Annotated in this window: 14 protein-coding genes and 1 pseudogene; 12 read left to right on the top strand and 3 right to left on the bottom strand. The window is 73.1% G+C overall.

All coding sequences use genetic code 11. From position 1 onward, the window contains the following. The 8 genes and pseudogenes from ACWGE1_RS03280 to ACWGE1_RS03245 all read left to right on the top strand — a co-directional run. Window positions 1-280: pseudogene (locus ACWGE1_RS03280) on the top strand (hypothetical protein); the annotation flags it as partial. Between the two features lie 176 nt (window positions 281-456). Then, window positions 457-1,299, top strand: a complete 843-nt coding sequence (locus tag ACWGE1_RS03275) for a nitrilase-related carbon-nitrogen hydrolase (RefSeq protein WP_453418855.1) — start codon at window positions 457-459, stop codon at window positions 1,297-1,299. Next, entirely contained in the window at window positions 1,296-2,591 is a 1,296-nt protein-coding gene (locus ACWGE1_RS03270; RefSeq protein WP_453418854.1) for an aspartate aminotransferase family protein, read from the top strand. Before ACWGE1_RS03275 ends, ACWGE1_RS03270 begins: the two co-directional genes overlap by 4 nt. A 9-nt stretch (window positions 2,592-2,600) precedes the next feature. Next, window positions 2,601-4,001 carry a dihydropyrimidinase gene (hydA, locus tag ACWGE1_RS03265; protein WP_453418853.1) on the top strand — a complete coding sequence of 467 codons (1,401 nt, stop codon included), beginning with the start codon at window positions 2,601-2,603 and terminating at the stop codon, window positions 3,999-4,001. Between the two features lie 20 nt (window positions 4,002-4,021). Continuing rightward, window positions 4,022-5,023 carry a TIGR03842 family LLM class F420-dependent oxidoreductase gene (locus ACWGE1_RS03260; RefSeq protein WP_453418852.1) on the top strand — a complete coding sequence of 334 codons (1,002 nt, stop codon included), beginning with the start codon at window positions 4,022-4,024 and terminating at the stop codon, window positions 5,021-5,023. A gap of 165 nt (window positions 5,024-5,188) precedes the next feature. Beyond that, a complete protein-coding gene (locus ACWGE1_RS03255; protein ID WP_453418851.1) occupies window positions 5,189-6,013 on the top strand; it encodes an inositol monophosphatase family protein in 825 nt (274 codons plus the stop codon). Between the two features lie 101 nt (window positions 6,014-6,114). After that, entirely contained in the window at window positions 6,115-7,533 is a 1,419-nt protein-coding gene (locus ACWGE1_RS03250) for a phytoene desaturase family protein (protein ID WP_453418850.1), read from the top strand. Beyond that, complete coding sequence (locus ACWGE1_RS03245) at window positions 7,533-8,051, top strand: O-acetyl-ADP-ribose deacetylase (RefSeq protein WP_453418849.1); 519 nt, start codon at window positions 7,533-7,535, stop codon at window positions 8,049-8,051. The genes ACWGE1_RS03250 and ACWGE1_RS03245 overlap by 1 nt, the downstream gene beginning before the upstream one ends. 16 nt (window positions 8,052-8,067) lie before the next feature. Here ACWGE1_RS03245 and ACWGE1_RS03240 read toward each other — a convergent pair whose 3' ends face one another. Next, window positions 8,068-8,553 (bottom strand): Lrp/AsnC family transcriptional regulator, encoded by a 486-nt coding sequence (locus tag ACWGE1_RS03240; RefSeq protein WP_314252288.1) that lies wholly within the window; start codon window positions 8,551-8,553, stop codon window positions 8,068-8,070. Window positions 8,554-8,688: 135 nt separating this feature from the next. On the opposite strand from ACWGE1_RS03240, the gene ACWGE1_RS03235 reads away from it, so the two are divergent. The 4 genes from ACWGE1_RS03235 (at window position 8,689) to ACWGE1_RS03220 (ending at window position 14,516) form a co-directional block, all read left to right on the top strand. Further along, complete coding sequence (locus ACWGE1_RS03235) at window positions 8,689-9,666, top strand: DMT family transporter (protein WP_453418848.1); 978 nt, start codon at window positions 8,689-8,691, stop codon at window positions 9,664-9,666. Beyond that, window positions 9,659-10,903 (top strand): amino acid aminotransferase, encoded by a 1,245-nt coding sequence (locus ACWGE1_RS03230; RefSeq protein ID WP_453418847.1) that lies wholly within the window; start codon window positions 9,659-9,661, stop codon window positions 10,901-10,903. The genes ACWGE1_RS03235 and ACWGE1_RS03230 overlap by 8 nt, the downstream gene beginning before the upstream one ends. A gap of 332 nt (window positions 10,904-11,235) precedes the next feature. Then, entirely contained in the window at window positions 11,236-12,339 is a 1,104-nt protein-coding gene (locus ACWGE1_RS03225; protein WP_453418846.1) for a molybdopterin-dependent oxidoreductase, read from the top strand. Window positions 12,340-12,449: 110 nt separating this feature from the next. Next, window positions 12,450-14,516, top strand: coding sequence for a SpoIIE family protein phosphatase (locus ACWGE1_RS03220; protein ID WP_453418845.1), 2,067 nt, complete (start codon window positions 12,450-12,452; stop codon window positions 14,514-14,516). 37 nt (window positions 14,517-14,553) lie between these two features. Here the strand turns inward: ACWGE1_RS03220 and ACWGE1_RS03215 are convergent, their stop codons facing one another. Beyond that, a complete protein-coding gene (locus tag ACWGE1_RS03215; protein ID WP_453418844.1) occupies window positions 14,554-17,382 on the bottom strand; it encodes a SpoIIE family protein phosphatase in 2,829 nt (942 codons plus the stop codon). After that, window positions 17,379-18,374 (bottom strand): GlxA family transcriptional regulator, encoded by a 996-nt coding sequence (locus ACWGE1_RS03210; RefSeq protein WP_453418843.1) that lies wholly within the window; start codon window positions 18,372-18,374, stop codon window positions 17,379-17,381. Before ACWGE1_RS03210 ends, ACWGE1_RS03215 begins: the two co-directional genes overlap by 4 nt. Window positions 18,375-18,438: the final 64 nt, after the last annotated feature.

Here is an 18,438-nt window from a genome sequence, read left to right as displayed (position 1 = left end):
GGCCGACTGCGACGCCCTGCTCCGCCAGGGCGTCGCCCGCCCCGCGGCCGAGGTCGCGGACGCGGCACTCGCCCTCGGCGGGGCCGGCCGGATCCGGGAGGCCGAGGCCCTGCTCGGCGCCTTCGTCCGGGTGCGCACCGCCGAGGAGGCGGCGGGCCTGGCCCGGCACGATCCGCAGTGGTTCGCCCCGCGCCTGCTCCGAGCGGCCCGGGCGCTGCCCGGAAGCCGCCACCGCGACCTGGTCCACGCCCTGCGGGTGGCAGGCATCGCCGGTGCGTAGCCGTGCTGATCCGCCCGTCTCCTGACCGCATTCGACCGCGGGGAGACGTAACGTGATCGACTACTCCAACCGCGCACGGCGGTCTTGCCCCACGCTGTGACGGGGCCTACGTTCTACTCCCTACGCACTCCGTCTACGTGCGTAGAACTCGGCGTTCCCGTCGCGAGGAGCAGCTCATGGCCCAAGTCGTCCGCGCCGCGCTGGTCCAGGCCACCTGGACCGGAGACACCGAATCGATGATCGCCAAACACGAGGAGCACGCCCGGCAGGCAGCCGCCCAGGGCGCGCAGATCATCGGCTTCCAAGAGGTCTTCAACGCCCCCTACTTCTGTCAGGTCCAGGAGCCCGAGCACTACGGCTGGGCCGAGGCCGTCCCCGACGGTCCGACCGTCCGCCGCATGCAGGACCTCGCCCGCGAGACCGGCATGGTGATCGTCGTTCCGGTCTTCGAGCTGGAGAGCGAGGGCTTCTACTACAACACCGCCGCCGTCATCGACGCCGACGGCAGCTACCTCGGCAAGTACCGCAAGCACCACATCCCCCAGGTCAAAGGCTTCTGGGAGAAGTACTACTTCCGTCCGGGCAACCTCGGCTGGCCCGTCTTCGACACCGCCGTCGGCCGGGTCGGCGTCTACATCTGCTACGACCGCCACTTCCCGGAGGGATGGCGCCAGCTGGGCCTGGCCGGAGCCCAGCTGGTCTACAACCCCTCCGCCACCTCCCGGGGCCTGTCCGCGTACCTGTGGCAGCTGGAGCAGCCGGCCTCCGCCGTCGCCAACGAGTACTTCATCGCCGCCATCAACCGCGTCGGCCAGGAGGAGTACGGCGACAACGACTTCTACGGCACGAGCTACTTCGTGGACCCGCGCGGTCAGTTCGTCGGGGAGGTCGCCAGCGGCAAGGACGAGGAACTCCTCGTCAGGGACCTCGACTTCGACCTGATCAAGGAGGTCCGCGACCAGTGGGCCTTCTACCGCGACCGCCGTCCCGACGCCTACGGAGGACTCGTACAGCCGTGACCAACCCGATCCCGCTCCACAGCCGCCACCGCACCGTCCTTCCCGACTGGCTCGCGCTCTACTACAAGCACCCCATCGAGCTCACCCACGGCGAAGGCCGCCACGTCTGGGACGCCGACGGCAACCGCTACCTCGACTTCTTCGGCGGCATCCTCACCACGATGACCGCCCACGCCCTGCCCGAGGTCACCAAGGCCGTGTCCGAGCAGGCCGGACGGATCATCCACTCCTCCACCCTGTACCTCAACCGGCCCATGATCGAGCTGGCCGAGCGCGTCGCCGCCCTCTCCGGCATCCCCGACGCCCGGGTCTTCTTCACCACCTCCGGCACCGAGGCCAACGACACCGCCCTGCTGCTCGCAACGACGTACCGCCGCTCCAACCAGATCCTGGCGATGCGCAACAGCTACCACGGCCGGTCCTTCTCCACCGTCTCGATCACCGGCAACCGCGGCTGGTCCCCGACCAGCCTCTCGCCCCTGCAGACGTACTACGTCCAGGGCGCGGTGCGCACCCGTGGCCCCCTCGCCCACCTGGACGACGCCGCCTTCACCGCCGCCGCCGTGGAGGACCTCGAGGACGTCCTCGGCCAGGCCCGCGGGGGCGTGGCCGCCCTCATCGCCGAACCGATCCAGGGCGTCGGCGGCTTCACCTCCCCGCCCGACGGCCTCTACGGAGCCTTCCGCGAGGTCCTGGACCGCCACGGCATCCTGTGGATCAGCGACGAGGTGCAGACCGGCTGGGGCCGCACCGGCGACAACTTCTGGGGCTGGCAGGCGCACGCCCAGAACGGCCCGCCGGACATCCTCACCTTCGCCAAGGGCATCGGCAACGGCATGTCCATCGGCGGGGTCGTGGCCCGCGCCGAGGTGATGAACTGCCTGGACTCCAACTCCATCTCCACCTTCGGCGGCTCCCCGGTCACCATGGCGGCCGGCGTCGCCAACCTCGCCTACCTGCTGGAGCACGACCTCCAGGGCAATGCCCGCCGCGTCGGCGGCCTGCTCCTGGAGCGGCTGCGCGGGATCGCCGCCACCGTGCCCGCCGTACGGGAGATCCGCGGCCGGGGACTGATGGCCGGGCTGGAGCTCACGAAGCCCGGCACCGACGAGGCCGACCCGGACGCGGCCGCCGCCGTCCTGGAAGCGGCCCGCGAAGGCGGCCTGCTGCTCGGCAAGGGCGGCGGGTACAACACCAGCGTGCTGCGCATCGCGCCGCCGCTCTCCCTCACCGTCGCCGAGGCGGAAGAGGGCGCCGAGATCCTCGAACAGGCATTGCGCAGCATCCAGTAGGGGGATCACATGAGCATCCGCACCCTGATCCGCGGCGGCCTCGTCGTCACCGCCGCCGACGAACTGCACGCGGACGTCCTGATCGAGGACGGCCGCGTGGCGGCGCTGGCCGCACACGGCTCGGCGGCCGCCGGGGCCTGGACGGTCGACCGCACGATCGACGCGACCGGGAAGTACGTCATCCCGGGCGGGGTCGACGCGCACACCCACATGGAACTTCCCTTCGGCGGCACCTCCGCCTCCGACACCTTCGAGACCGGTACCAGAGCCGCCGCCTGGGGCGGCACCACCACCATCGTCGACTTCGCCGTGCAGAGCGTGGGCCACTCCCTGCGCGAAGGGCTCGACACCTGGTACGCCAAGGCCGACGGCAACTGCGCCGTCGACTACGCCTTCCACATGATCCTCTCGGACGTCAACGAGAGAACGCTCAAGGAGATGGACCACCTCGTCGGCGAGGGGGTCACCTCCTTCAAGCTGTTCATGGCCTACCCCGGGGTCTTCTACAGCGACGACGGGCAGATCCTGCGGGCCATGCAGCGCGGCGCCGCCAACGGCGGGCTGATCATGATGCACGCCGAGAACGGCATCGCCATCGACGTCCTCGTCGAACAGGCCCTCGCCCGCGGGGAGACCGACCCCCGCCACCACGGCGAGGTCCGCAAGGTGCTGCTGGAGGCCGAGGCCACCCACCGCGCGATCCAGCTGGCGCGGGTCGCGGGCGCACCGCTGTACGTGGTCCACGTCTCCGCGCAGGAGGCGGTCGCCGAGCTGGCGGCCGCCCGCGACAAGGGCCTGCCCGTCTTCGGCGAGACCTGCCCGCAGTACCTGTTCCTGTCCACCGACAACCTGGAGGAGCCCGACTTCCAGGGCGCCAAGTACGTCTGCTCCACCCCGCTGCGCCCCCGTGAGCACCAGGCGGCGCTGTGGCGGGGTCTGCGGACCAATGACCTCCAGGTGGTCTCCACCGACCACTGCCCCTTCTGCTTCAGGGGCCAGAAGGAGCTGGGCCGCGGGGACTTCTCCAAGATCCCCAACGGGCTGCCGGGCGTGGAGAACCGCATGGACCTCCTCCACCAGGCCGTCCTGGACGGACACATCAGCCGCCGCCGCTGGATCGAGATCGCCTGCGCGACCCCGGCCCGGATGTTCGGCCTCTACCCGCAGAAGGGCACCATCGCGCCGGGATCCGACGCCGACATCGTCCTCTACGATCCGCACGCCGAGCAGGTCATCTCCGCCGAGACCCACCACATGAACGTGGACTACTCGGCGTACGAGGGCAAGCGGATCACCGGACGCGTCGACACCGTGCTCTCCCGCGGCGAACTCGTCATCGACCAGCGCGAATTCACCGGCAGGGCCGGCCACGGGGCCTTCATCCCCCGTTCCACCTGCCAGTACCTGTAAAGCGTCAAGGAGCCGCCCGTATGGACTTCGGCCTCGTCCTGCAAACCGACCCGCCCGCCTCCCAGGTCATCAGCCTCATGAAGCGCGCCGAGCGCAACGGCTTCCGCTACGGCTGGACCTTCGACTCCGCCGTGCTGTGGCAGGAGCCGTTCGTCATCTACAGCCAGATCCTGGAACACACCCGCAAGCTGCACATCGGCCCCATGGTCACCAACCCCGGCACCCGCACCTGGGAAGTGACCGCCTCCACCTTCGCCACCCTCAACGACATGTACGGCAACCGCACCGTCTGCGGGATCGGACGCGGGGACTCGGCCATGCGGGTCGCCGGACGCAAGCCCAACACCCTGGCCCGGCTCGGCGAGGCCATCGACGTCATCCGGGACCTGGCCGAGGGCCGCGAGGCCCTGGTGGACGGCAACCCGGTCCGCCTGCCGTGGGTCCGCGACGGGAAGCTGCCCGTGTGGATGGCGGCGTACGGGCCGAAGGCGCTGGCCCTGGCGGGGGAGAAGGCCGACGGGTTCATCCTCCAGCTCGCGGACCTCTACCTCACCGAGTGGATGATCAAGGCCGTCCGGCAGGCTGCCGTGGAGGCCGGCCGCGATCCCGCCTCGATCACCATCTGCGTGGCGGCCCCCGCATACGTGGGCGAGGACCTCGCCCACGCCCGTGACCAGTGCCGATGGTTCGGCGGCATGGTCGGCAACCACGTCGCCGACCTCGTCACCCGCTACGGCGAGCACTCCTCGATGGTCCCCGACGAGCTCACCGAGTACATCAAGGCCCGGCAGGGCTACGACTACAGCCACCACGGACGGGCCGGGAACCCGTCCACCGACTTCGTCCCCGACGAGATCGTCGACCGGTTCTGCCTGCTGGGTCCGGCCGAGGCGCACATCGAGAAGCTGCGGGCCCTGCGCGACCTGGGGGTGGACCAGTTCGCCGTCTACGACATGCACGACGCGCGGGAGGCCACGATCGACGCGTACGGCCAGCACATCATCCCGGTGCTGCGCGACTGACCCCCTCGCCCGCCCGGCGGCAGGCAGGCAGGCGGGTACCGGGCCCGGAGCCCGGTACCCGCCTGCCGGATTCCCGGGGCGGTTCACCCGGCGGACACCCGGTGTCCGGGTGCCCGTCCGGAATTGGCGGTGGGGTTTGTCGGTCGGGCGTGCTTTGCTGGAGGCATGATCGATGAGTTCCTGGCCCATGGCCTGTCCGATGTGGAAGAGGCCGTCCGCAAGGCGGCGGCGATCGAGATCATGCCCAGATTCAGGCAGCTCGCCGAGCACGAGGTCGACGAGAAGAACGGCCCCCACGACCTGGTGACCGTGGCCGACCGCAAGGCCGAGGAGCACCTCACGGCCGCCCTGACGCGGCTGCTGCCCGGCTCCGCCGTGGTGGGCGAGGAGGCCGTGCACGCCGACCCAGGGGTGTATGCGGCGCTGCGCGCCGACGCCCCGGTGTGGATCGTCGACCCGGTCGACGGCACCCGCCAGTTCGTGAACGGCGACCCCGCCTTCTGCACCCTGGTCGCACTGGCGCTGCGCGGGGAGATCCTCGCCTCCTGGACCTTCGCCCCGGCGCTCGAGGAGCTGGCCACCGCCGTGCGCGGGCAGGGTGCGTACGTCAACGGCGAGCGGATCCAATGCGGTTCGCCGGAGCCGGGCGCCGAGCTGCGGGTCGCCATCGCCCACCCGCTCTACACCAGCGACGAGAACAAGCGGACCCTGGCCCGGCTCGACGTGCCCGGGGTCGCGGCCCGGCCGTGCGGCTCGGCGGGTCTGGAGTACCTGAAGGTGGCCCGCGGCGAGATGGACGGCCTGGCCTTCACCTGGCCCTCGGCCTGGGACCACGCGGCCGGACTGCTGCTGGTCGCCGAGGCCGGCGGGGCGCAGAGCACGGTCGACGGGGTCCCCTTCCGGGTGGACCGGGACAATGCGCTGCCCTTCGCGGTCGGGCGGGACGAGGCCACTGCCGTACGCATCCGGGAGCTGCTCCGGGGCGCCTGAGCGGGTCCGGTCGGGTCGGAGCGGGGCGGAGCGGGTCCGGGCGGTCCGGGCGGCGGAATATCCTGGTGGTGCAGGCGCCGCCGGAAACGAAGGAGTCGCAAGTGCCGTCGATTCTCGATGTGGTCGTGGTGGGGGCGGGGCCGAACGGGCTGACGGCCGCTGTCGAACTGGCCCGGCGTGGCTTCTCCGTGGCCGTCTTCGAAGCCGCCGACACGGTCGGCGGCGGCGCCCGGACCGAGGAGCTCACCCTTCCCGGCTTCCGGCACGACCCCTGCTCGGCGGTTCACCCGCTCGGCGCCGGTTCGCCGGTCTTCGCCACGATGCCGCTCAAGCGCTACGGGCTGGAGTGGCTGCACGCCCCGCTGCCCATGGCGCACCCCTTCGACGACGGCACGGCCGCCGTCCTGTCGCACTCGGTCGCGGAGACGGCGGCCTCCCTCGGGCCGCGCGACGCGGGGGCCTACCGGCGGCTGGTCGGGCCGTTCCTCGGCAAATGGGACACCCTGGCCCGGGACTTCATGTCGCTGCCGAGCACCGCCCTGCCCAGGGACCCGCTCACGCTCGCCCGTTTCGGGCTCAGCGGGCTGCCGCCCGCCACCTGGCTCCTGAGCCGCTTCCGCGACGAACGGGCGCGGGCGCTGTTCGCGGGCCTCGTGGCGCACGTCATCGCACCGCTCGACGGGATCGCCACCAGCGCCGTCGGCCTGGTCTTCGCGCTGGCCGCGCACGCGAACGGCTGGCCGATGCCGCGCGGCGGCTCGCAGTCCGTCTCCGACGCGCTCGCCGCCTACCTGCGCGACCTCGGCGGGACCATCCACACGGGCTTCGAGGTCAAGCGGCTCGACGACCTCCCGCCCGCCCGCACCTACGTCTTCGACACCTCGCCGACCGCGCTGGCCCGGATCGCCCGCCTGGGACGCGCGTACGACGGCTACCGGTACGGCGCCTCCGTGTTCAAGATCGACTATGCGCTGGACGGGCCGGTTCCGTGGACGGCCGAGGAGCCGCGCCGGGCCGGCACCGTCCAGATCGGCCCGCGCGCCCGGGACATCGACGCCGCCCTGCAGCTCGCCTCGGGCGGCCGCGCCCCGCGCAACCCCTTCCTCATCACCGCGCAGCCCAGCCTGGTCGACCCCGGCCGGGCTCCCGAGGGCAAGCACGTGTTCTGGGCGTACGGACACGTCCCCGCAGGCTGGGACGGCGACCTCACCGCAGCCGTCGAATCCCAACTGGAGCGCTTCGCCCCGGGCTTCCGCGACCTGGTCCTCGCCCGCGCCACGGCCGGCCCGCCTCAGCTCGCCGCCCGCAACCCCAACTACGTGGGCGGGGACATCGCCTGCGGATCCGCCGCGGGCCTCCAGCTCCTGCTGCGCCCCAGGATCTCCCTCACCCCGTACACGACGGCCCACCCGGCGGTCTTCCTCTGCTCCTCGGCGACCCCGCCGGGCCCGGGGGTGCACGGCATGTCCGGGCACAACGCCGCCAAGGCGGTCTGGCGCCACCTGCGGAAGGACTCCTGATGGTGCGCATTGTCCTGGTCCAGGGGGACATCACCGCCGAGAAGGCGGACGCCATCGTCAACGCGGCGAACTCCTCGCTGCTCGGCGGCGGCGGGGTCGACGGCGCCATCCACCGGCGCGGCGGGCCGGAGATCCTCGCGGCCTGCGAGGACCTGCGGCGTTCGCACTACGGCAAGGGCCTGCCGACGGGCCGGGCCGTCGCCACCACGGCCGGAAGGCTCGCCGCCGAGCACGTCATCCACACGGTGGGCCCGGTCTGGTCGCGCGACGAGGACCGCTCCGGGCTGCTGGCCTCCTGTTACCGCGAATCGCTCCGGGTCGCCGACGAGCTGGGCGCCCGTACGGTCGCCTTCCCGGCCATCTCCACCGGCATCTACGGCTGGCCGATGGACGACGGGGCGCGGATCGCGGTGGAGACGGTGCGTCAGGCCCGCACCGAGGTCCAGGAGGTGCGGTTCGTGCTCTTCGACGCCGCCGCGTTCGAGGTCTTCGAGGCCGCGGTGGCCGCCTCCGGCTGAGGCGTAGGCGGAAGCGTCAGCGCGGCGGGCGACCCGATGCGCCCGGGGCGGGCCGCGGGTAGGTCCGGGACTGCTTGACGCTGCCGAAGGCGAAGCTCGATTCGATCGAGGCGATTCCGGGGATGGCGTGGATCCGGTGGCGCACCAGGGATTCGTAGGCCTCGAGGTCCTCGATGACGACCCGGAGCAGGTAGTCGCTGCTGCCCGCCATCAGGTAGCAGTCCTGGATGTGCTCGATGACCGCGACGTGCTCCTCGAACAGCCGCACCGCCTCCGCCGTGTGGCGCTCCAGGCGGATCCGTACGAAGACGGTGACCGGGAGCCCGAAGGCGACCTGGTCGACCATGGCCGTGTAGCCGCGGATCAGGCCCGCCTCCTCCAGCCGCCGTACCCGGCGCAGACAGGGCGACGGGGACAGCCGGACGCGGTCGGCGAGGTCCTGGTTCGACAGGCGGCCGTCGGCCTGCAATTCCCTGATGATCTGCAGATCGACTGCGTCCATGGTCACTCCTTGGCAGATTCTGCCCCAAACGTATGTCCGAGCGGCAGAACTGGCAATCGGCTGCCCCGGCCGAAGCCCTAGCGTTGCCCTCGCACGGACCGGATCGGTCCGCGTCCCAGAGGCTGGAGCACTTCCTTGGTCGCGACGAACACCACCCGGGCGACCCTGCCTCACGAAACGGCGGGCCCGCAGGCCGGACACCCCGGCCGGCGCGGGCTCTCCCCGCAGGCCCAGGGCATGCTGGCCCTGCTGGTGACGGTGTCGATCTGGGCGGCCTTCGCGCTCAGCGCCCGGGCCCTGAGCGGTTCCTCCCTGCTGCCCGCCGACGCGGCGCTGCTGAGGTTCGGCGTCCCCCTCGTCATCCTGTTCCCCGCGCTGTGGCGGCGCCGTCGCGCCATCGCCGCCGTGCGGCCGGGCCCCGCCGTGAAGATCGTCTGCGGCGCCGGGGTGCCCTTCTTCCTGGCCGCGATGCACGGCGGCGCCCTGACCTCCGCGGCCTTCGTCGGCTCCATCGTCCCCGGCATGGTCCCGCTGTTCGTCTCCGCGATCATGGTCCGCCGCGGCCACGGCGTTCCCCGGGGAACGCAGGCGGTCGGGCTCGCGCTGATCGCGGCCGGTGTGGCCGCCCTCGTCTGGCGCTACGTCGTCCCGGTGGACACCGACGTGCTCGCCGGCGCCGGCACGCTCCTGGTGGCCAGCGGACTGTGGGCCCTCTACACCGTGGGACTGCGGGAGGTGGACCTCGATCCCGTCGGCTCGATCGGCCTGCTGTGCCTGCCCTCCTTCGCCGTGATCGGGGCCCTGGTCCTCACCGGGGTGCTCCCGACCGGCATCGCGCACGCGGCGGGAAGCGACATCGCGCTGTTCCTCGTCGTGCAGGGGCTGGGGGTCGGCCTGTGCGCGGGCCTGCTGTACGCCTTCGCCATCCGCCGGCTCGGCGCCGAGCGCAGCTCCGTCGTGGGCAGCCTCAGCCCCGTCGCCGTCGTCCTGCTCGCCGTCCCGCTGCTGGGTGAGACACCGACCCTCGCCGTACTCGTCGGCGTACCCCTCATCACCGCCGGCGTCGTCCTCGCCAACCGCCGCCCACGACCCAAGGTTCCCGCAGATGCTTGAGCTCCTCCCCACGCCGCCCACCGACCCGCTGTGGGACCTGACCTACGAGTTCGGCGGCGACGAGCGGCCCGAACGCCTCAACCTCGTCCTCGGCGTCTACCGGGACCAGACGGGAACCACGCCCGTCATGACCGCCGTGCGGGAGGCCGAGATCCGCCTGGCGGAGCGCTCCGACTCCAAGGAGTACCGCGGGCTCTCCGGCAACGCCGCCTTCAACCGCTCCCTGCTCGGCCTCGTGCTCGGCCCGGCCGGGCCCACCGACCGGGCCGCGGCCGTCCAGACCGTCGCGGGCTCCGGAGCGCTGCGGCTGCTGGCCGACCTGATCTGCCGCACCCGCCCCGGGACGACGGTGTGGATCAGCGACCCGGCCTACGTCAACCACCGGCCCATCCTGGAGGCCGCCGGGCTGAACGTGCGGACGTACGGCTGGCGCGACGCCGAGGGCGGCTTCGACACGGACGGCGTGCTGCGGGAACTGCAGGACGCGCAGCGCGACGACGTCGTCCTGCTCCAGGGCTGCTGCCACAACCCCACGGGCGTGGACCCGCTGCTGGACGACTGGGAGGCGCTCGCCGAATCGGCCGTCCGCGGCGGCTGGGTGCCCTTCGTCGACCTCGCCTACCACGGGCTCGGCGACGGCCTGGAGGCCGACCTGCTGGCCACGCGGATGCTGGCCGCGCGCGTCCCGGAAATGCTGATCGCGGTCAGCTGCTCCAAGAACTTCGGCCTCTACAGCGACCGCGTCGGCTGCGCCATCGTGCTCGGCGCCTCGGCCCGGGCCGTCCGGCACGCCGAGACCGCCCTGCAGAACGCCGCCCGGACCCTGTACTCGATGCCGCCCGAGCACGGCGCGGCCGTCGTCACCACGATCCTGGAGGACGACGGGCTGCGCACCGCCTGGCGGGCCGAGCTGGACGTCATGCGGGGCCGGATCATGGACAACCGGGCCGATCTGATCGCCCACCTCGGCGCGCTCGGCTGCGCGGAGCAGGCCCGCTCGCTGGCCCGGCAGAAGGGGATGTTCTCGATGCTGCCGCTGAGCTCGCCGCAGATGCTCCGGCTGCGCAGGCAGTACGCCATCTACGGCACCACCTCGGGGCGGATCAACATCGCGGGCATCCCCGCCCACCGGATCCCCTGCCTCGCCCGGGGCATCGCGGGCGTCCTCGGCGAGGCCGAGGCGCCCCGGACGCTCCCGCGGCAGCAGTCAGGACCGGCCGCGGCCGTCCTGTCGTAGCGCGGTTCGGTCGGGGTCGGCCCGAGGCATCACGGTCCGGAGGCATCACGGTCCGGAGACATGACAGTCCCCGGCAGTCCGTCGATTCCATGAGCCATCCGCCGTCGCCGATGGCTCCCCTGGTTCGACAAGAGCTGCCGGGGGCCTGGCCAGAGCCTGGACAAGGGTCACGCGGGCCTGAGGACGTCTCCAGAGGGAGGTGCGGCTCTTTCCGGTTATCCGGTGTATTGATGAGTTTCCTCCCAATTCGCCCCCAGTCAAGGCTTTGTTCGGACGTAGTCTGTAAAGAAATCCGCGTCGCGCCCGGCACGAGCCCGACGAAAGGTGCTGCCATGACCGCATGGCCCGTTCCGCACGCCGCCCGAGGGCCCGGTGCCACGGTGTGGGCGCCCGAAACCGTCACCGCCGACCCGTACAACGCCCAGACACCGGCGGCCGCCCTGGCCGAGCCGCTCACCCCCGCGGGGGCCTTCTTCGTACGCGACCACTTCGGCATCCCGCCGACCGCACCCGGCGGCTGGCGGCTGCGGATCGGCGGCGCAGCCGCCGCCCCCTTCGACATCGGCCACGAAGAGCTGCTCGCGATGGAGCACCGGGAACTCGACGTCGTGGTGGAGTGCGCGGGCAACGGCCGCTCCCTGATGACACCTCTCCCGCCGGGCCTGCCGTGGAGCCAGCAGGCGGTGGGCTGCGCCCGCTTCGCCGGGGTGCCCTTCCGGGCCCTCGCCGCACGGGCCCTGATCGGACCCGAGGCCGTGGAGATCGTCTTCACCGGAGCCGACTCCGGCCCGGTGCGCGGCCGCCGGACGGCCTTCGAGCGCAGCCTCCCGCTTGCCGTGGCCCTCCACCCGGACACCCTCCTCGTCACCCGCATGAACGGCGAGCCGCTCGCCCCCGAGCACGGGGCGCCCGTCCGGCTGGTGGTCCCCGGCCGCTACGCGGTCGCCGACGTGAAGTGGCTGGTCGGGGCCCGGGCCGTGACACGTCCGTTCACCGGCGTCTTCCAGGCCGACGAGTACATGTACGTGGCCTCGCGCGGCACCCCCGAGGGACCCGTGACGAGCGTGCGGGTCAAGTCGCTCATCACCGAGCCCGAACCGGACACGGCCGTGCGCCGCGGCCACGAGACCCTCGTCCGCGGCCGGGCCTGGTCGGGCGGCGGAGTACCGCTGCGCAGCGTCGAGGTGCGGGCCGAGTACGAGGAGGACGACAGCCACCACGAGCGGGGCTGGCAGGCGGCCGTCCTCGAACCGGCGGCCGGCCCCTACGGCTGGAGCGGCTGGTCGTACCGGTGGACGCCGCAGCGGCCCGGACCGTACCGGCTGCTGTCCCGCGCCACCGACGCCCACGGCGACACCCAGCCGCCGCGGGCCCCGTGGAACGCCCGCGGCTACGGCTGCAACCCCGTGGCCTCCGTCGACGTGGTGGTCGTATGACCCCCGCAGGCCCGCGCTTCCGCCGGGACCGGCCGACACAGAGCCCCGCGCCCATGCCTCGGATAGGGTGAATCGGTAGGAATCAGGCCCCCCGGGGTGAGGTCGGTGCGTTGGACACTTACCAGTCGACGAGCGAGGTGCCGGACCAGCCGGAGGCGGCCGTCGGGTACGCGGGCGTGCTCCGCGAGCTGCTGCCGATCGCCCTGTGGAGGGAGGACGCCGACGGGCGCATCGTGGAGTGGTCGCTGGCCGCCCAGGACCTGCTCGGACACCGCCGCGAGGACATCATCGGCCGCCCCGGCAGCGCCGTGCTCGTCCCCGAGGCCAACCGCGAGCTCGCCGACCGGCTGACCCGGCGCGTCCAGTCGGGCGAGACCGTCGTCGGCACCCTGCCCGTGCGCCACCGCGACGGCCACCGCGTTCCGATGGAGATGTGGATCGTCCCCGCCGTCGACCCGCAGGGCCGGACGGGGGCCATGCTCATCGCCGTGGAGACCTCCGAGGTGCTCCACATGCGCGACTCGCTCGCCGCCCTCCAGAGCCTCTTCACCCAGTCACCCATCGGCCTCGCCACCCTCGGCACCGACCTGCGCTTCCTGCGGGTCAACGACGCACTGGCCCGGATGAACGGCGTCTCCGCCGCCGAGCACCTCGGAAAACGGCTCACCGAGGTGGTGCCCGGGGTCAACGCCGTCGCGCTGGAGGCCACCATGCGCCAGGTCCTCGAGCGCGGCACCGCCGTCGTCGACGTCCGCCGCACCGGACGGACCCCCGCCGACCCGGAGAACGACCGGACCTGGTCCTGCTCGTACGCCCCGCTGCTCGACGGCTCCGGCCGGGCCCTCGGCGTGATCGCCTCGCTCATCGACATCACCGAGGGCCAGCAGGCCCAGGCCGACGCCGAACGGGCCCGGCACCGGTTCGCCCTGCTCGCGGAGGCGGGCACCCGCATCGGTACCACCCTGGACCTCCACCAGACCGCCCAGGAGATCGTGGACGTGCTGGTGCCGCAGCTCGCCGACTCGGCCGACGTACAGCTCCTCGAAGCGGTCCTGCTCCCCGACGAGGGCCCGGTGGCGGCGGCCTCCACGCGCGGTGTCCTGCGCCGGCTGGCGGCCCACTTTCCCGACCCGACCGCCCCCACCGCGAAACTCGCCCCCGGCCAGACCTTCCAGATCCCCACGGGCACCACCTACGAACAGGTCATCGCCGACGGGCGGCCCATGAACCTCTACCTCGCCGACATCCCCGCCCTGATCACCTCCCCGCGCGCCGAGGCCCTGCGCACCTACCTCGCCACGCTCGGCTCGGCCCGGCTGGTCCCGCTCGTCGCCCGCGGCACGGTGCTGGGCGCCGTCGCCGTCACACGGACGCGCGACCGGGAGCCCTTCGACGAGCAGGACTGCGTCCTCGTCGACGAACTCGTCGCCCGCGCCGCCCTCAACATCGACAACGCCCGCATGTACACCCTCCAGCGCCAGGCCGCCCTGACCCTCCAGCGCAGCCTCACCAACAGCGCGCTGCCCGAGGTCCCCGGCCTCGAGCTGACCGGCCGCTACCTGCCCGCCAGCGACCACGACGTCGGCGGGGACTGGTTCGACGCCATCCCGCTGCCCCGCGGCCGGACCGGGCTGGTCATCGGGGACGTCATGGGCCACGGGATCCACGCCGCGGCAGTCATGGGGCAGCTGCGGACGGCGGTGCGGACCCTCGCGCGCCACGACGTCCCCCCGGCGCAGATGCTCCGCTCGCTCGACGCCGTCGTGGCCGATCTGGGCGAGGACGAGATGGCCACCTGTGTGTACGCCGTCCACGACGCGGCCTCCGGCGTCTGCGTCATCGCCCGCGCCGGCCACCCGCCGCCCGCCGTGGTCACCCCCGAAGGCAGCATCAGCTTCCTCGACGGCCCGCCCGGGACCCCGCTGGGCGCGGGCGGGCAGGACTTCCGAACGGAGGAGGTACGGCTGCCCCCCGGCAGCCTGCTCGTGCTCTACACCGACGGGCTGATCGAGGCCCGCGACCGCGACCTCGACGAGGGGATGAGTCAGCTGGCCGGGGCCCTGAGCAGCGTGGAGCAGCCCCTGGAGGAACTGTGCGACGGGATCCTTCGGCTGCTCCTGCCCGCCGCCCAGCAGGACGACGTGGCCGTGCTGCTGGCCCGCGCCCGGCAGACGTGAACCCCGTGAACCCCGGGGACCCCGGACGGTGTCCGGCTCACCAGGCCAGGTCCTCCAGCGCGTCCAGGTCCAGCGGCGCGGCCGCCTGCGCCTCCGTACCCCCGGTCAGCGGCAGCTCGGCCCAGATGACCTTGCCGCGATCGGTGTAGCGGGTGCCCCACCGGTCGGAGTACTGGGCGACGAGGAACAGCCCGCGGCCGCCCTCGTCGGTGGTGGCCGCGTACCGCAGGTGCGGGGAGGTGCTGCTGCCGTCGGAGACCTCGCAGATCAGGCTGCGGTCGCGCAGCAGACGCACCCGCACGGGCGCGCTCCCGTACCGGATGGCGTTGGTGATCAGCTCGCTGAGGATCAGCTCGGTGTTGAACGAGATGTCCTCCAGCCCCCACGCGGCGAGCTGCGCCGCGCCCGCGTTGCGCACCCGCGAGACGGCCGAGGGCTCGCCGGGCACCTCCCACTCGGCGATCCGGTCGGCCTCCAGCCGCCGGGTGTCGGCGATCAGCAGGGCGATGTCGTCGCCCGGCACCGGGAACAGCATGGCGGCGAGCACGTCCGAGCAGGCCTGGTCGGGGCTGCGGCCGGGCCGGTCCAGCGTCTCGCCCAACAGTCGCAGACCGGCGTCGAAGTCCCGGTCGCGGTCCTCCACCAGGCCGTCGGTGAACAGCACCAGGCGACTGTCCTCGGGAAGCAGGAACTCGGCGGCCTCGAAGGGCATGCCGCCGACGCCCAGGGGCAGCCCGGCCGGCAGCTCGGGGAACTCGACCTCCCCGCCGGGGCGGATCAGCGCGGGCCCGGGGTGGCCGGCGCTCGCCATCAGACACCGCCCGGAGACCGAGTCGTAGACCGCGTAGAGGCACGTGGCACCGGTGACCCCGGCCGGCTCGGCCGACCCGTCCGAACCCTCCTCGTCCGCCTCCCCGCCCGGGCTCGCGTCCCCGTCCCCGTCCCACCCCGCGATCCCGCTCCCGGTCTCGTTCTGGTCGATCCGGTTGATCAGCTCGTCCAGGTGCCCGAGCAGCTCGTCGGGCGGCAGGTCCAGGGTGGAGAAGTTGTGCACCGCGGTCCGCAGCCGGCCCATGGTGGCCGCGGCGTGCACCCCGTGCCCGACGACGTCGCCGACGACCAGGGCCACCCGGCCGCCCGGCAGCGGGATCACGTCGAACCAGTCCCCGCCCACCCCCGCCGTCGCGGGCAGGTAGCGGTAGGCCACGTTCACGGCGTTCTGGGCGGGCAGCACCCGGGGCAGCAGGCTGCGCTGGAGCGTCACGGCCATCGCGTGCTCGCGCGTGAACCGGCGGGCGTTGTCGATGGAGACGGCAGCGCGCGCACCCAGTTCCGCCGCGAAGGAACGGTCCTCCTCGTCGAAGGCCTCCGGGGTGTCGGCCCGCCAGAAGTTGGCCATGCCCAGCACCACGCCGCGGGCCCGCAGCGGTACGGAGATCAGCGAGTGCAGCCCGTAGTCGAGGGCCACGCGGGTGCCCTGGGCATCCTGGGCCCGCCAGCCCATGGCCGCGTTCAGATCCGGCGCGAGCACCGCGTGCCCCGCGTCCAGGGCCGCCGCCATCGGGGCCGTCGGCACGACGAAGCGGATGATGTCGCCCACCGGCTGCAGCGGCGAATCGGTGCGGACGCCGGTGATCGCCGCCCGGCGCATCTCGGTGTAGACGCCGGTGACCATCGACGGCTCGTCACCGCGCAGCACCGGCTCCAGCAGCTCCACCGTGACGAAGTCCGCGAACCGGGGGACTGCGACCTCCGACAGCTCCTCGGCCGTCCGCACCACGTCCAGGGTCGTACCGATCCGCACACCGGCGTCGTACAGCAGCTGGAGCCGGCCGCGCGCCACCTCGGCGCGGCCGGAGAGCGCCGCGAGCTCCGTGGAGTCGCGCAGGGTCACCACACTGCCCGTGGACATGCCCCGGTACTGCTTGGTGGGCCGTACGTTGACCGCGAGCAGCCGGTCGCCCGCCAGGTGCACGTGGTCCGTCACGACCCGGCCGGAGGCGAGCAGCTCCACGGTGCGCGGATCGAGGCCGAGGTCGTCGACGGGCCGGCCCTCGGCCTCGGGCGGCAGGGCCAGGAGCCGGCGGGCCTCGTCGTTGGCCAGGACGAGCCGCTGGTCGGCGCTGATGATGACGACACCCTCGCGCACGGCGTGCAGGACGGCCTCGTGGTGCTCATTGATCCGGGTCATCTCGGCGGCGCCCAGGCCGCGGGTCTGGCGCCGCAGCCGGCCGCTGACCAGGGCGGCGCCGCCGGTGCCGAGCAGCAGGGCACCCGCCGCGGCGCCGAGCAGGAGCGGGAGCTGGCCCTCCACCACCTGGGCGACGTTCTCGACGTCTATGCCGGTACCGACCAGGCCGACGATGGTGCCGTCGGCGTTCCGTACCGGGACGATGGCCCGGACGGCGTCGCTCGGCTCGCCCCTGAAGGTCTCGGTGAAGGCGACCCCGGCGAGGGCGCGGCTGAGGTCACCGGTGGCCCGCCGGCCGATCAGCTCGGGCCGCGAGTCGGTGTAGCGGACCCCGGCGGTGTTCATGACGGCGATGAAGTCGACGCCGGAGCCCCGGCGGGCGTCCTCGGCCAGGGGCTGGAGCACCGCCGTCGGATTCGCCGCGCTCAGCGCCGCCGCGAGTCCGGGGGAGTGCGCGAAGGCCTCTGCCGCTGCGAGGGAGCGGTGGCGGGCGTCGCGCTCGCTGTCGTACCGGGCCTGGAACACCAGGGCCGCCGCGGCGGCGGCGATCAGCAGGACCACGATCACCGCCTGGAGGGCGAAGACCTGACCGGCGACGCTGTGCGCCCACCGGGCCGCCCGCGCGAACAGGCGCGAGCCCCACCCGGTCGGCTGGCGACCAAAACGTCCGGTCATGAGCCCTTTCTAACATTGTCCGAGGGGTTTGGTGCGGCTGCCGGTGCGGAGGATGCCGCACGGTACGCGCGGGGGCCGAGGCCGACGTACGCGGTGAAGTGCTGGCGGAAGGTGACCTCGCTGGCGAAACCGGCCCGGCGGGCCACCTCCGGCACCGGATGGTCGGTGCGTTCGAGCAGCTTGCGCGCCGCGTCCAGCCGGTGGCCCAGCAGCCACCGGTGCGGGGTGGTGCCGGTGGCCGCGGCGAAGTGCCGGGCGAAGGAACGCGGGGACATCCCGGCCCAGCCTGCCATGGTGGCCACGGACACGGGTTCGTGCAGCGAGCGCAGGGCGCGCTCCCGTACGGCGGCCAGCGCCTCGGCGGTCCGGTCCGCGGCCGGGACGGGCCGGTCCAGGTACTGGGCGTGGTCCCCGGTGCGGAAGGGGCCCGTCACCATGGAGCGGGCGATGGCGGCGGCGGCCTCGGCGCCGTGCGCCTCCCGGACCAGGTGCAGACACAGGTCGATCCCGGAGGCCACCCCGGCGGAGGTCCACAGCCCGCCGTCCTCGACGTAGAGCGGGGCGTCCTCCACCACGATCCCGGGGTAGCGGTCGGCGAGCTGCGGGGCCAGCCACCAGTGGGTGACCGCCCGGCGGCCCTCCAGCAGACCGGCCTCCGCCAGGATGAACGCCCCGGCGCACAGGGCGGCGACCGGCACGCCCCGGGCGTGCGCCGCGCGCAGGGCGGCGAGGACCGGCTCGGGCGTCGGATCGGCCGGCTCGGCCAGCGCCGGTACGACGACCAGGTCCGCCGTGGCCAGCCAGTCCAACCCGCGGTCGGGGGAGAGGGTCAGCCCGCCGGGCAGCGGGATCGGTCCGGGCTCCACGGCGCACCGGCGCAGCTCGAAGCCGGGCACCCCGGCGCGGCTGCGGTCGGGGCCCCAGACCTCGGTGATGACGGCGAGGTCGAAGCTGCGGATACCGGGCTGGACGACGATCGCGACACGGCGCATCCGGTCAGTCTGCCAGCCGGGCCGGAACTGCCAGGCTGGCAGGATCTCATCGGTACGGGGCGCC

The sequence above is a fragment of the Streptomyces sp. NPDC054932 genome (genome assembly GCF_053610205.1).
This window is presented reverse-complemented; position numbering and strand designations above follow the sequence as displayed.